General features: G+C 34.5%; 19 protein-coding genes. 7 read left to right on the forward strand and 12 right to left on the reverse strand.

Annotation, left to right across the window (positions count from 1 at the left end; translation table 11 throughout):
* Positions 1-166 precede the first annotated feature (166 nt).
* The 4 genes from ACM39_RS01815 (at position 167) to ACM39_RS01830 (ending at position 2847) form a co-directional block, all read left to right on the forward strand.
* Positions 167-628 (forward strand): hypothetical protein, encoded by a 462-nt coding sequence (locus ACM39_RS01815; protein WP_048509291.1) that lies wholly within the window; start codon positions 167-169, stop codon positions 626-628.
* A 182-nt stretch (positions 629-810) separates the two neighbouring features.
* Positions 811-1515, forward strand: a complete 705-nt coding sequence (locus ACM39_RS01820; RefSeq protein ID WP_048509292.1) for a MotA/TolQ/ExbB proton channel family protein — start codon at positions 811-813, stop codon at positions 1513-1515.
* 8 nt (positions 1516-1523) lie between these two features.
* Positions 1524-1922: an ExbD/TolR family protein gene (locus tag ACM39_RS01825; protein WP_048509293.1), complete on the forward strand. Its 399-nt coding sequence runs from the start codon at positions 1524-1526 to the stop codon at positions 1920-1922.
* Between the two features lie 34 nt (positions 1923-1956).
* A complete protein-coding gene (locus ACM39_RS01830) occupies positions 1957-2847 on the forward strand; it encodes a hypothetical protein (protein ID WP_048509294.1) in 891 nt (296 codons plus the stop codon).
* A gap of 17 nt (positions 2848-2864) precedes the next feature.
* On the opposite strand, the gene ACM39_RS01835 is transcribed toward ACM39_RS01830, so the two are convergent.
* The 9 genes from ACM39_RS01835 to ACM39_RS01875 all read right to left on the reverse strand — a co-directional run bounded on the left by ACM39_RS01835 (position 2865) and on the right by ACM39_RS01875 (position 10275).
* Entirely contained in the window at positions 2865-3257 is a 393-nt protein-coding gene (locus tag ACM39_RS01835; protein WP_048509295.1) for a hypothetical protein, read from the reverse strand.
* A 47-nt stretch (positions 3258-3304) separates the two neighbouring features.
* Positions 3305-4708, reverse strand: a complete 1404-nt coding sequence (locus tag ACM39_RS01840; protein WP_048509296.1) for a nucleoside recognition domain-containing protein — start codon at positions 4706-4708, stop codon at positions 3305-3307.
* Between the two features lie 51 nt (positions 4709-4759).
* Positions 4760-5272 (reverse strand): DUF6973 domain-containing protein, encoded by a 513-nt coding sequence (locus tag ACM39_RS01845; protein ID WP_048509516.1) that lies wholly within the window; start codon positions 5270-5272, stop codon positions 4760-4762.
* Positions 5273-5327: 55 nt separating this feature from the next.
* Positions 5328-6182, reverse strand: coding sequence for an acetyl-CoA carboxylase, carboxyltransferase subunit beta (accD, locus tag ACM39_RS01850; RefSeq protein WP_048509297.1), 855 nt, complete (start codon positions 6180-6182; stop codon positions 5328-5330).
* Positions 6183-6271: 89 nt separating this feature from the next.
* On the reverse strand, positions 6272-7342 hold the full coding sequence (gene fbaA / locus ACM39_RS01855; protein WP_048509298.1) for a class II fructose-bisphosphate aldolase: 1071 nt from the start codon (positions 7340-7342) through the stop codon (positions 6272-6274).
* Between the two features lie 69 nt (positions 7343-7411).
* Entirely contained in the window at positions 7412-8278 is an 867-nt protein-coding gene (locus tag ACM39_RS01860; RefSeq protein WP_048509299.1) for an NAD kinase, read from the reverse strand.
* A 6-nt stretch (positions 8279-8284) separates the two neighbouring features.
* Positions 8285-8935 carry a CBS domain-containing protein gene (locus tag ACM39_RS01865; protein ID WP_048509300.1) on the reverse strand — a complete coding sequence of 217 codons (651 nt, stop codon included), beginning with the start codon at positions 8933-8935 and terminating at the stop codon, positions 8285-8287.
* A gap of 184 nt (positions 8936-9119) precedes the next feature.
* Positions 9120-9650, reverse strand: a complete 531-nt coding sequence (locus ACM39_RS01870) for an RNA methyltransferase (protein WP_048509301.1) — start codon at positions 9648-9650, stop codon at positions 9120-9122.
* A gap of 4 nt (positions 9651-9654) precedes the next feature.
* Positions 9655-10275 (reverse strand): toxin-antitoxin system YwqK family antitoxin, encoded by a 621-nt coding sequence (locus ACM39_RS01875; protein ID WP_048509517.1) that lies wholly within the window; start codon positions 10273-10275, stop codon positions 9655-9657.
* Between the two features lie 145 nt (positions 10276-10420).
* Between ACM39_RS01875 and ACM39_RS01880 the strand changes: the two genes are divergently transcribed.
* Complete coding sequence (locus ACM39_RS01880) at positions 10421-11020, forward strand: hypothetical protein (RefSeq protein ID WP_048509302.1); 600 nt, start codon at positions 10421-10423, stop codon at positions 11018-11020.
* 10 nt (positions 11021-11030) lie between these two features.
* Here ACM39_RS01880 and ACM39_RS01885 read toward each other — a convergent pair whose 3' ends face one another.
* A complete protein-coding gene (locus ACM39_RS01885; protein ID WP_228377036.1) occupies positions 11031-11948 on the reverse strand; it encodes a bestrophin family protein in 918 nt (305 codons plus the stop codon).
* 237 nt (positions 11949-12185) lie between these two features.
* On the opposite strand from ACM39_RS01885, the gene ACM39_RS01890 reads away from it, so the two are divergent.
* Positions 12186-13058, forward strand: coding sequence for a cupin-like domain-containing protein (locus tag ACM39_RS01890; RefSeq protein WP_048509304.1), 873 nt, complete (start codon positions 12186-12188; stop codon positions 13056-13058).
* A gap of 37 nt (positions 13059-13095) precedes the next feature.
* Here the strand turns inward: ACM39_RS01890 and ACM39_RS19585 are convergent, their stop codons facing one another.
* Complete coding sequence (locus ACM39_RS19585; RefSeq protein WP_228377037.1) at positions 13096-13296, reverse strand: hypothetical protein; 201 nt, start codon at positions 13294-13296, stop codon at positions 13096-13098.
* Positions 13208-13651, reverse strand: a complete 444-nt coding sequence (locus tag ACM39_RS19135) for a toxin-antitoxin system YwqK family antitoxin (protein WP_048509305.1) — start codon at positions 13649-13651, stop codon at positions 13208-13210. Before ACM39_RS19135 ends, ACM39_RS19585 begins: the two co-directional genes overlap by 89 nt.
* Before the next feature lie 37 nt (positions 13652-13688).
* On the opposite strand from ACM39_RS19135, the gene ACM39_RS01900 reads away from it, so the two are divergent.
* A complete protein-coding gene (locus ACM39_RS01900) occupies positions 13689-14288 on the forward strand; it encodes a hypothetical protein (protein WP_048509306.1) in 600 nt (199 codons plus the stop codon).
* The last annotated feature ends 8 nt before the right edge of the window (positions 14289-14296 follow it).

Genomic DNA, 14296 nt, shown 5'->3' on the forward strand with positions numbered 1-14296 from the left:
GAATCTTTATGTAAACAAAAATAGCTATTCTTGAGATATTCCGGATTATTAATTAAAGTTGATTTTAAAAAAATACTTTTCAAAAAATTTTTCACATTCAATCAATTTTTTATCTTTGCTGAAAACGTTTAACAATCATATTATTACAGCTCTTTTTTAAGAAATAATGAAAGGGATTTTAAAAATTTACCATCCGGAGGAAACGCTAAAGTACAATATTAGAAATACTTATTGCAAAGCAGTTTACAGCAATCAAAAACACTTTTTAGAAGTTGAGATTATTACGGATGACAGTGTGGATCACGTAGATGATGATTCTTTACAGTATAAATTTCCTCAGCTTTCACTTGAAGTGTTCGATTTTCCTATCGAATCATCAGAAATAGAAGGGAAAACCATCAACATCAATGATTCTGATGAAGATACTTACACAGAAGTTGATCTGTTTGATGATGAAGATGCCTATATTTATGATAATGAGCTTTTTTTCGAGAAGAACGAAGAAGGAGAACTTCAGGTAATCTGGAAAGGAAACATTGATGATTTTTACACAGGATCGGATACTCCTATTCCTTTTAGATTAAAATGCGAATTTAAACAAGACGATATTGAGGTAGACGAAGATTAGAAATAGTCTTTATGTTCAGTATTTTTTATATCAGATTTCTTTTCAAATCTATTTTGGAAAGAAATTTGCTGTTTGCAATAATATAAATTAATTTTAAGTTGTTTTTAAGCAATTTTTAAGACATCAATTAATAATATTCAATTACTTTTGTCGTTTAAACCTTTATTAAAATATTCACAGGAATGCTGTTAACGGAACTTACTCAGATTTTATTTGCACAAATCGCTACACCTGCAGTTGCCGCAGAAGATTTAGAATTTTCATTTTGGAAAATAATGTTCCACGGGGGAGCTTTCGCTAAAATAGTGATGGTTACGGTTTTAGCACTGGGAGTGTTTTCCGTGTATCTGTTTTTTGAGCGTTTTTTCTTTATTAAAAGGCTGACTTCAAAGACGGATTCCAATTTTATGGATAATATTGAAGACTTCATCAAAGAAGGGAAAATAGAATCGGCAGCAGATTACTGTAAAAGACAAAATTCTCCTGAAGGAAGGATTTTGGAAAAAGGAATTTCAAGATTGGGACGCCCTGTTTCTGATATTGTAAGCGCAATGGAATCTCAGGCTCAGGTAGAAGTGGCAAATATGGAGAAAAACCTGAATCTTTTGGCTGTTGTACCAAGTATTGCTCCGATGTTAGGGCTTTTAGGAACGGTTATCGGGATGATTATTGCTTTCTTTAATTTATCCCATGCAACCGGCTCGTTTTCGCCGAAAACACTATCTGAAGGTATTTATACTGCCTTGGGACAAACGGCTGTTGGTTTGGCTGTGGCTATTCCTGCAAACTTTTTCTACAATATTCTTTTAACGAGAATTGATAAGTTTGTATTGAAAGCTCAAAATATGTCTGGAGAATTTTTAGACCTTATCAATAAACCTTTATAATCTTTCTTATGAAAATTCAAAGAAGAAATAAAGCGAATCCGGAATTCAGTTTGGCAGCGATGACAGACGTTATCTTGCTGATGTTAATCTTTTTTATGATTACATCGTCGGCTGCCAATCAGAGTGCGATTGATGTAAAATTACCTCAAGCAGGTGCTGTGGATGATAATATTCCCAACCCTTTGACGGTAAGCATCAAACCGGACGGATCATATTTTGTGGATGACAGTCCGATTACAAAAGATCAGTTGGAACCCACCATTGTAAATAAACTTACAAACCAGACAAACAGATCTTTTACGATAAGAGCGGACGAAAATACAATGCATAAAGACGTTGTTTTTGTAATGGAAATCGCTGAAAAACATAAATTTAATATTGCCATTGCAACGGTTAAAGATAAGTAGCACATCCGGGACTTCCGGTAAGGATCATTTCAAGATGAGAAGCCATATTATAAACAGAGACGAGGAAAATAGAGATAAGGTAAAAAGTGCATTGCTTTCCATCCTTATCTGGTCTGCAATTTTGTTATTTGTTTTTTTATATAAATTGAAACCGGAAATTGATCAGGAACCTGAAGTAATCACCACTATGCTTGTCAATTTCGGGGATAACAGAAATGGAAACGGTATCGAAGAACCTGCAGAGCAGGAAGGCAGCTTGGCAGCAGCAACTGAAGAGGTGATTCCGGAACCTGTAGAGACACCTGTACCTGAAACAAAAACAGTTATTAAGCCGGAGCCAAAGCCGGAGCCGGAACCAAAGAAAACAGAGGTGAAGGAAAAGGTTATTACGGGAAATAATTCTAAAGTTACAGTTCCTAAAAAAGAAGAATCTAAAAAAGCAGATAAAAAAGCTACAACAGCTACAAGTTCTTCAAAAAATACGACAAAATCCGGTGCAACAACGGCTAATTCTAAAACAGGGAACGGTGACGGAAAAGGAAATGCTGCAATTGGTAACTTAATTAAAGGAAGAGGAACAAAAGCAGGAAGCCAGGGAACAGGAGACGGGATCGGAAATGCGGGAGATCCTTTAGGCGGAGACGGAAATGGTGATAGTAAAGTAGGAATTGACCGAAAATTGATTGGCTATATTCCGGGGACGATGGGAAGAGGAGGGGCACAGCCGGCAAACAGCTGTACAGCAAGCGGAACCATTACAATTGCTTATACCGTAGATAAAGCAGGGAACGTGGTTTCAGCAAGAAGGGCTAGCGGTACGTCTGATCCATGTATTGCTTCAAATGCTATCTCATGGGTTAAGAAATATGTAAAGGCTGAAAAAGCAAGCACATCCTCCACCGGAACATATAAAATTACATTCTAAAAATACAAAGCACTTTATTATTCAAGTGCTTTTTTTATTTCGTTGATTCTGTTGATTACAGGAAGCGCGAAAATCCCGCTGGTTTGAAGATATAGCTCGTAGAATGTTTTTGCTTTATCTAAAAAGTCTTTATTGTCTGCTCCTTTACCGTTAAAATAAAAAAGATTCCCCAACATTTCATAATAATCTTTGTGATCTCTTTCCTGCCTTTCATTGACGAGCTCAATAATTTCTTCTTTTGTTTTTGACGAAATTGCTGTAAAATCAATCTTGAAAATATCTTTCATTAACGAATCAAAATCTAATTCTTTCTGCATTAAACTTTCTTCCGGTTTATCCAGAATCAGTTTTTCTAATGCTTGAGTTAACTGACGTATTAATCGTAATGTGAATTCTTTATCTGTGATCATAAGTTTGGTTTAAATTAAGATGAAAAAATTAATATGGGATTTTAAAATTATGCAAAAAATAAATATGCCAATGCGATAGAAACAATAACGCCAACTAGATCCGCCAAAAGCATGGCAATTACTGTATATCTCGTGTTCTTTATGGCTACAGCTCCAAAATAAACTGCAATCACGTAAAATGTTGTATCTGAGCTTCCCTGTAGAACCGCCGCCAATTTTCCCTGAAAGCTGTCTGATCCGAAAGTCGACATAGTATCAACCATCATTCCGCGGGCTCCGGAACCTGACAAAGGCTTGATTAAAGCTGTCGGAAGGCCATCTACAAAGCGAGGGTCAAAATGCGCAGCATTGGCCACCCATTTCATTCCGTCAATAATAACATCAAAAACCCCTGAGGTTCTTAGCAAAGAAATTGCAATAAGCATTCCGACCAGATAAGGAATAATCTTTACACAGGTTGTGAAACCTTCTTTTGCTCCTTCAATAAAAGCATCAAAAACGTTGATTTTTTTATAAACCGCTCCCAGAACTATTGCCAGAAAAATGAATAGAATTAACCCATTACTTAGAACTTTACTGAAATCATCCAATTGATCCTTGCTTAATTGAACTAAATATAAAACCAGCAGGGCAATAACTGCCGAAATTCCCCCAACATAAGCGATAACAACAGGTCTTAATAAATTTATTTTTTGATACAAAGAAACAATGATCATTGCTGCTAAAGTTGCTGCAAAGGTTGCAATCATACACGGAAGAAATATATCTGTCGGTGTTTTTGATCCCATTGAAGCCCGGATTGCAATAATAGAAACCGGAATCAAAGTCATTCCTCCGGCGTGAAGGCAAAGGAACATAATTTGGGAATTACTTGCCGTGTCTTTATTGGGATTTAAGGTTTGCAGGCTTTCCATGGCTTTTAAACCAAAGGGTGTTGCGGCATTATCCAGCCCTAAGAGATTTGCGCTGAAGTTCATCAGCATATGCCCGAAAGCGGGATGGTTTTTAGGGATATCAGGAAATAATTTCGAAAAAAATGGCTGGATTAGCCTACTTAAAAGATTGATTCCGCCGGCTTTTTCCGCGATGCTCATAAACCCCATGAATAAGGTCATAATTCCAATTAATCCAAGACAAATTTTTACGGCAGTTTCAGAAGTTCCGATAACGCCGTCTGCTTCCTGAACGCGGTAAACTTTTACCTCTTGTTGTAAAGAATCTGTTTTATAGTGAATTCTGCTGTCTGCAAAATTGGTTTTTTTCATCAAACTGTCCCGGACGACAGGAGAAAGTGTATTCATTTTTTGTGTTGCAATCTGTACAGTATCGCCGCCTTTTCCTACAACCATATCGTTGAAAATGGTTTTATAATGACTTGATGAGACGTATTTTATACTTGCAATAGCAATGGCAATAATAATAAAAGCCGACCAAATTCTGCTGAGAACCATTTGATTAAATTAAAATTTTAGAAAAGATAATAAATTAAATTTAATGAAAAACTATTTGTCTTCAAGATAGACTAAATGTCCTCCAAAATCATCATCTAAGTTTTTCAACACTTTTGCGTCCTTCATTTTCTTCACTAAAGCGTCAATGAAGAAACTTTTTTCAAAAAACTGCCGGTGAATTCCCGGTAACAATTCCATAAAATAGTCCATTCCTATTTTGTTATTGTGAAGATCCATCTTTGTTTCTAAAGGCTTATTGGGAAACAATTCTTCATGTAAATCTGTTATTCTTTTGCAGAAATCCAATGCTTTTTCAGGTGATGAAACTTTGCAGCAGTACATCATGATAAAGGAACTCCAGAGCGCATGTCTGAAAGCATTTCCAATTCCGTTATTAGATGCTGTTTTCGGAAATTTTTTCTGAGCTATAGTAAAAGCCTGAACGGTTGCATGAAAGCTTAACAGAGAGAACAAAGGATGCGGTAGCACGAGCGATAAAAGGCGCATTATCTTTTTAAAGCTCATACTTCGAATTGTATTAAAAAATATTTTGAAAGTCCTCATAAATAAAAAATCTCTCCCCAATTAGAGAGAGATTATGTTGTATTTGTTACAAATATTAAGCATTTACTGCCAATAAATTTACTGTTTTAGATACAGTCTCCTTAATTTCAGTTCTTTTCACGATAAAATCAACAAATCCTTTTTCCTGAAGAAATTCTGATGTCTGAAAACCTTCCGGTAAATCTCTGCCGATGGTTTCACGGATAACTCTTGGTCCGGCAAAGCCAATTAAAGCTTTTGGTTCCGCCATAATGATATCTGCTGTCATTGCGAAAGAAGCTGTAATTCCTCCAAAAGTAGGGTCACACAGGTAAGCAATGTATAAAAGTCCCGCTTCTGAAAGCTGAGCCAATTTTGCCTGTACTTTTGCCAATTGCATCAAAGAATATGTTGCTTCCTGCATTCTCGCACCTCCTGACTGACAAATAATCATATAGGGGAGCTTTTTTGCGATACAGTAGTCAATTGCCCTTCTGATTTTTTCACCCATTACAGAGCCTAAAGATCCTCCGATAAAAGCGAAATCCATACAAGAAACCACCATTTCTGTCCCGTTTACCGTACCTACACCGTTTCTGATAGAATCGGTAAGTTTGGTTTTTGCTTTTACTTCTTTTAAACGATCTGCGTAAGGTTTTGTATCTTTAAAGTTTAGGATGTCTATACTTTCAACATTAGCGTCTAATTCAGTGAATTTACCTTCGTCAAAAAGGATATCAAAAAATTCTGCACTTCCTATTCTTACATGAAATCCGTCTTCTGGAGAAACATAATTATTTCTTTTAAGTTCTTCATGCTCAACTACTTTTCCTGAAGGAGTCTGATGCCAAAGACCTTTGGGAACGTCTTTTTTCTCATCAGTAGAAGTTGTAATGTTTTGTGCTTTTCTTTTAAACCACTCGAATGCCATCTTGTCTGTATTAATGTATAAATGTAAAATGTATTAATGTAAAAGCCTTCACTATGATTACTTTTTACATTAATACAAATGTACAGTTCTTATTTTAAAGTATTTACGTTATTTAAATCTTCAAACGCTTTTACCAGTCTTGCAGAGAACGTTTCTTCGCCTTTTCTCATCCAGACTCTTGGGTCATAGAATTTCTTATTAGGCTTTTCTTCTCCTTCCGGGTTTCCGATTTGAGTTCTTAAATAATCGATATTTTGTACCATATAATCTCTGATTCCTTCTGTATAAGCAAACTGAAGGTCAGTATCGATGTTCATTTTGATTACACCGTAGTCAATAGCTTCTCTGATTTCTTCCAAAGTAGATCCAGAACCACCGTGGAATACGAAATTCACTGGCTTTTCGCCAGTTCCGAATTTTTCCTGAACATATTTCTGAGAATTATCAAGAATTTTTGGAGTAAGAACTACGTTTCCTGGTTTGTAAACTCCGTGTACGTTTCCGAAAGCGGCAGCAATTGTAAAATTGTCAGAAACAGCCTTCAGTTTTTCATAAGTGTAAGCGATATCTTCCGGTTGAGTATACAATTTAGAGTTGTCTACGTCAGAGTTATCAACACCATCTTCTTCACCTCCCGTAACGCCAATCTCAACTTCCAAAGTCATCTGCATTTTAGCCATTCTTTCGAAATATTGAGTAGAAATTTCTAAGTTTTCCTCTAAAGGTTCTTCAGAAAGATCCAGCATGTGAGAAGAGTAAAGAGATTTTCCTGTTTTTTTATAAAAATCTTCACTGGCATCCAGCAATCCATCAATCCAAGGCAACAGTTTCTTTGCACAGTGGTCTGTGTGAAGAATAACAGTAGCTCCGTAAGCTTCTGCAAGTGTATGAATATGTTTTGCTCCGGCGATTGCTCCTAAAATAGCCGCTTTCTGACCGTCATTGCTTAATCCTTTTCCTGCATTGTAAGCAGCTCCACCATTAGAGAACTGAATAATAACAGGTGAGTTTAGTTTTGCTGCAGTTTCCATAACCGCATTTACGTTGCTTGAACCAATTACGTTTACTGCTGGTAATGCAAATTTATTTTCTTTAGCATGCTGAAAAATATCAGTAACTAATTGACCTGTGGCAACTCCTGCCGGGAAAATTCTGCTCATGTTTTACTTTTTAGTATAATTATAGGGTGTTTTTAAATTCCTGTAAAGGTAATAATTTTTAAGATATTGTTAATTTCTTTTGTCTCTTCCCCAAAGTAGCTTCTGGCGGATGGTCTCATAGAAGCTCAGATTGTTCGGCTGCACCAAAAGTATCTGAAAATTTGCTTTTTTAACGATAATTTCTTTATCTGTTTCTATGTGTATCAGTCGAGAATCAAGTGAAAGAGAGTATTGTGGTACCCGGCTTTCAACCTTAAATTTAATTTCAACGCGGTCATTCACAACCAAAGGTCTTACATTCAGGTTATGAGGAGCGATAGGTGTGATGACAAAATTTTCGTTGTTTGGAGAAATGATGGGGCCGCCACAACTTAAAGAATAAGCAGTAGAACCAGTTGGTGTTGAAACAATAACTCCGTCTCCCCAAAAAACATTTAAAAATTCGTTATTAATATATGAATCTACCGTAATCATCGATGTTGTTTCTTTTCTTGAAATAGTAACATCATTTAAGGCATACGGAAAAAAATCCTCCAATTCAGGAGATACCACCTGGATAACAGCACGGCGGCTTGTTTTTACATCACCTTTTAAGATAGAATCTAATTCTTTAAAGGCTTCTTCTTTGGTAAAGCTTGCCAGAAATCCTAATCTCCCTGTATTTACACCAACTATTGGAATTTCAAGATCTTCGATAAAGGTTAAAGAATTTACAATCGTTCCATCTCCCCCGAAAGTAAAGAAAAGGTCAACCTCTTTATCCAGAAGATCCTGTTTGTTGTTAAAGGTTTCGAATATTTTTGAAAACTGAAGAGCTTCAGCCATCTCATCATATAAAACAGATTTTACACCTCTGCTTTCAAGCTCCGAAACAAATTTGCTTAAATATAAAAAAGTGTCTAGATCTTTTTTTTGAGAATATATGGCTGCCTTCATTAGTTTTTATATTTCTATGAATTTTTGGAAAAACCCAAATCTGTCCTTAAACAAATCTGATTTTTCATCAGAATAGTATTTTTCAACGATTCTATAATCATATCGGTCGAATGTTTCATCAATAGAGCTCAGATTTTCATTGCTGATTTTTATGGTAACCTGAATAGCTTCATCTGACATAAAACTGATAAAAGCACCATAAAATTTTGAATTATTACTTTCTACAATATTCGCAATCTCAGTCATGGAGTATTTTCTGGAAGGAACCTCTACTGTAAGAATTGCTCCTGATTCCGAAAATAGCGGATACTTTGATAAATCCTGAAAAATATCTTCACAGCTGATATATCCCAAATATTTTTCAGCTTTGTTGATAACAGGAATCACATTGGCATTGAATGTGTAAAACAACCGGATGCTGTCCATGATATTGTTATCCTCAAGAATAGCAAAACGTTCGATTTGATGTTCCAGATCTTTCAGAATTCCTTCTTCTTCATAAAGAAAATCCTGGGCAATTGCTCCGTAAAAGTGATGAGATTTTTTGATGAAAATATGAGAATATCCAAATGCTTCTAACATGTCTCTTGCTGATTCTATCGAGTCAGTTAAACTAAAACACGGAAAGTCTTTTGAGATATAGTCCTTGATAAACATTGTGCTAATTTATAAAAAATTAAACGAAACTTTTTCTGAAACTCAAACTTTTTTTTAGCAAAAATGAAAAAAATGATTTTAAAATTTGTTTGTGATGAAAAAAAAAGTATCTTTGTCGCCTTTCATTTTTACTTTTTATTAGATTTATTTCAAACTGCACTGTCTTTTAGACATATGCAGTTTTTTATTTTAAGGCCTTTGCAAACTCCCACATTACGATTCCTCCGCAAACACTTACGTTTAGCGAATGCTTTGTTCCCAATTGTGGAATTTCCAGGAAAGAATCAATATTCTGTAATGCTTCATCGCTGATGCCTTCCACTTCATTTCCTAAAATAACCGCGTATTTTTTTAATTTGTCTATTGTAAAATCCGTGATCATTTGGCTGTCAGTTGTCTGCTCGATGCCAACAATTTCATAACCTTTTGATTTTAACTCATTAATCGTTGTATTAATGTCGCTTTCGTAGCCCCAGTCAACACTTTCTGTTGCTCCTAATGCAGCTTTATGAATTTCACGATGCGGCGGTTGAGGTGTAATTCCGCAAAGAATAATCTTTTCAATTAAAAAAGCATCTGCGGTTCTGAAAGTTGCACCTACATTATGCATACTTCTGATATTATCCAAAACCACAACCAAAGGGATTTTTTCAACAGTTTTGAATGTTTCTACGTCTATTCTGTTGAGCTCTTCCAGTTTTAATTTATGTACCAATGTATTATTTTGTTGAGATTAATTTTCCGTCTTTGTAAACCTCTGTCTTTTCTATGCTTCCATCTTCCCGGTAATGAATTCTGGTTCCGTTCCATTTATCATTTACGAATTCCGTCTCTCGTTGGATTTTTCCTGATGGATAAAGCATTCTCCATTTTCCTGTAGCTAATCCGTTGTCATAATATCCGATTTGCTTTACAGATTTACCATTTTCATAATAAAGTTTATTTTCGCCCTGCAATTTACCAAATTTAAAATTTGAAACTTCAGTTATTGTTCCGGAAGGAGAATAAAAAGTTGCAGTTAAACTATTATCATAAATGTTTTTCTCACCATTTCTAAAGACTTCTTTTGAAGTTAAAACTCCGTTTTTATCGAAATATTGCCATTCTTTTACTTTATAATCTTTCTTGTACTCTCCTTTTGCCTGCACTTTTCCGTTATCAAAATAGAAGATGGCATTGCCTTCCAGCTTTCCATTTTTCCATTCGGCGATTTCCTTTACTTGTCCGTTTTCGTAAAATTGTTTACAACTCCCTTCCTGTAATCCGTTTTTAAATCCGCAGGGCTTTTGGGCAGATATAATGCCAAATGTGAAAGGGGCTAATAAAAGTAGATATTTCATAGTTTCTTTTTTTTCAAAATTAATATTTGTTAGAATAATTTTATTCAATGTAGGGTGTTATAATGAAAATTTAACGTTTTTTCTACCCAAATTTGGGTATTTATTCTCTTTTGTAAAATATCTATATTTGACTAAAATATAGGCTATGAAAAATGTACTCGTTTTAATGACCGTAGTATCTGCTTTTACTTTTACGAAAGCACAAAATACTTATTATCCACAAGCTTTCTTCGATAAACAGCTGGCTCAGGATATGATTGGTTTTGGAAATTCAACCATTGAAGGGGTGGCTTCCACAAAACAGAAAAATAATTGGGGAATCAAACCTTTATTAGCTGAAAAGCATTATGCTAAAAAAGGAACTGTTGTTATGCTTTTTCCGGTAACTCCTTATTTTGAAGAGTTTTATAATATGCGAAGAAAATATGAAAACAAAAAAACTACAGTATATATGTCTGAAGAGGCGTTCAAATATAGAATCGAAGCTTTAACTGACGACCGAGGAAGATTTAAATTCGAAAAATTAAAACCCGGAAAATATTATTTAGAAACAATAATCAATTTTACGGCAACAGCAAGTTATAAACAACAAACCGGACAATCAGATGCTTATAATGCCTATGGAGGATATTTATACTCCACACCAATATATCAGACGTTTTTCTATGGCTATTCTGCCGGTAACCGCGAAAGCAAATTTGTAGAAATAAAAAAGGATGGCGAATTGAAGGAAATCAACCTGTAAAATTTGATTCTTACTTTTTTAATCCCATAATTTGATGAACGCTTCTTTCAATATTTTGGGCTAACGCTTCCATCGGAATATCATTTTCATCATTGTTGAAAGGATCTTCTATTTCTTCTGCAATAAGCTCAAGACTCATTAAAACATAATATACAAAAACCGTCAACGGAATCATAAAAAGGCCGATAGTAATAACATAGGCAATGGGTAAAGCGAAAACGTAAAGGATAATAAACTTTTTCACAAAAGACGAATAAGAATAGGGGATGGGAGTATTTTTAATTCTCTCACATCCTCCGCAAACGTCCAGAAAGCCGGAAAGTTGAGTATCTAAATATAGCATCTCAATTTCTGAAATTTTCCTTTCTTTTTTTAATTGGTTTAATTTGTGAGTGAGCAGAATAACGATTTCACTCGGTCCGTGATGTTTTATATGTTGCTCAATTTCAGAATAGTCTTCATCTAAGGCGAGCCTCGTTGACTCTTTTGAAAGATGTTTTGCTAAAAAGTGAGGGAAATACTTCAAATATCTTGCAATTTGTTCTGCATCCTGTCTGTTATCCCCTAAGATGGAGTTGATTTTTATGGCAAAATTTCGGGTATCATTTACCAGTTTACCCCAAAGTTTTCTTCCTTCCCACCACCTGTCATAAGCCGTATTTGTCCTGAAAACCAATAATAAAGAAAGTACAAATCCTAATAAAGAATGAATCATTCCCACATTACTGATACCTGATTTTGAAGTAAGGTGAAGATATTCAACCTCCAGATATTCAATCCCCCAAGAATATAACCCCACCAGAACCATGGTTGGGAAAAGGATTTTCATGGTATCGCTTTTATGTAAGCTGAAGAGGATTTTCAGGAAATGTTTAGTATTGTAGGCTCTCATAAACTTTATTAGTTCCACAAAGATAAAATTTTTCATTTTGACAGACTTTAGGAAAAGCCTCAATTTATTTTAAATGCATTGGAGGGTTTAGTTTTTTTGAAAAATTCTGAGATAAAATAAACTCACGCAGGTAGGGCAAATTATACATTTTTTAGCCAGAATTTAAGATAATCTGCTAAATTCATGAAATCAGCGAAAAATGAAATTTGATTTTAAATTTTTCTGAATTTCAAAAAAACACTATTTTTATTTCGTATTAAATACCAAAACAAAATGATTCTCGAAAACGTAGATGTTGTAACTGATATTAGTAAAGAAGATTTTCAGAAAAATTATTTCAAAAAGCACAAACCTCTTTTGATAAAGAATTTTGCGAGCCGTTGGGGTGCTTTCGAAAAATGGAATTTTGAGTTTATCCGCGAAAAAGCTGGTGAACAGGAAGTTCCGTTATATGATAACAAACCTGCCGATGCGTCCAAAAGTACAGACGCGCCGGTTGCGAAAATGAAAATGAAAGATTATATCGACACAATAAAAAACAAACCTTCAGATCTTCGTATTTTCTTTTATATCATTACAGACAGGCTTCCTGAATTGTTGAAAAATTTTACCTATCCGGATTTAGGAATGAAATTTTTTAAACGGCTTCCGACTTTGTTTTTCGGAGGGAGCGAAGCTCACGTTTTGATGCATTATGATGTAGATTTAGGAGATTTTCTCCATATTCATTTTGAAGGAAAAAAAAGGATTTTATTATTTGATCAAAAACAATCTGCGTTTTTATATAAAGTTCCTTTATCGGTTCATACAATCTATGAATTAGATTATGAAAATCCTGATTATGAAAAATTCCCTGCTTTAAAATACGCTAAGGGTTTCGAAATTTTTATGGAACATGGTGACGCGCTTTTTATTCCTGGAGCATTTTGGCACTTCAACAGATATCTTGAACCGGGATTTTCAATGTCGCTTCGTGCGCTTCCCCATAAACCTAATGTTTTCCTCAATATGCTCTATCATGTTTTTATTATGAGATATACAGATAAGCTGATGCGAAAGGTTTTTAAAGCTAAATGGGTGGATTATAAACAGAAATGGGCTTTAAAAAAAGGAAATGAGGCTGCAGAAAAATACAGTAGAATATAAATTTGGAAGCAGGAAAAGATTTAATAATATGCCTTAATTATTTTGCAGAAATCAATTTCCCGGTTTGATAAATTTCGGTTTCTTCTAAGCTTCCGTTTTCTTTATATGAAAACTGTTCGCCTTCTCGAAGTCCGTTCACGAAATTAGATTCATACTGCAGTTTTCCATTTTCGTAGAAGTATTTCCATTTGCCTTTCTTTTCCGTTGACAAATTTTCCGTAACGGATAATTTTCTCATTTTTAAAATAAGTATTTTCAGATTCGTCACTATAAACATCGCCTTTCCAGCTGTTGTATGTTTCGGTGCCGGTTTTTGATCCGCTTTGGTCATAGTAAACCCATTCACCAACTTTTCGGCCTTTTTTATAAACTCCTTTTGCTTTTTCTTTTTCAAAATAAGCAATATAATTTCCGTCTAATTTTCCTTTTTTCCAATTCAGATCCCACTTTTTTTGTCCATTCTCATAGAAGAAAATGCAATTTCCTTCTTGAAGACCATCTATAAAGCCGCATTTTTTTGAGCTTGTAAAGCAATACTCCAAAATAATAGAGCAAATAGTATTTTTTTCATAAAAAGTTGTATTTAATGCCAAATATATTATATTTGACTTAACAACAAATGTAAATCAGATGAAAACAAAAATTATTTTCACACTTTTCCTGTTATCAGGAGCTTTTTCTTATGCTCAAAATAAACTTTTTCCGCAAAGCTTTTTTGATAAAAAATTAGCTCAGGAAATGCTTGCTTTCGGAACATCAACCATTGAAGGAAGAGCAGATACAAAACAAAAAAATACGTATGGTCTAAATTCCGACGCCAATGCAAAACATTATGCTCCGCAAGGAAGTGTAGTAACATTGTTTCCAATGACACCTTATTTTGAAGAATTTTTAAAATTAAGAAGGCAAAAAGAAAATAAAAAAACAATAGTATATTTATCTGAAGAGGCATTTAAATACAGACTGGAAACTAAAACAGATGAATACGGAAGATTTAAATTTGAAAAGTTAAAACCTGGAAAATATTATATTGAATGTATGGTGGCTTTCACAGCAGTGGGAGGTTACACTCAGCAAACCGGAGTTACAACGACTTACAACGGATATGGAAATGCAATTGCTTCGTCGCCTTATTATGAAAATTTTTTCTATAATTATGATTCAGCAAACCGCGAAACTAAAATTGTAGAAATAAAAAAAGATGGTGAATTGCTAAACATAAAATTGTAAGAGATTAT

This window comes from Chryseobacterium sp. FH2 (genome assembly GCF_001045455.1).
Lineage (GTDB): Bacteria > Bacteroidota > Bacteroidia > Flavobacteriales > Weeksellaceae > Chryseobacterium.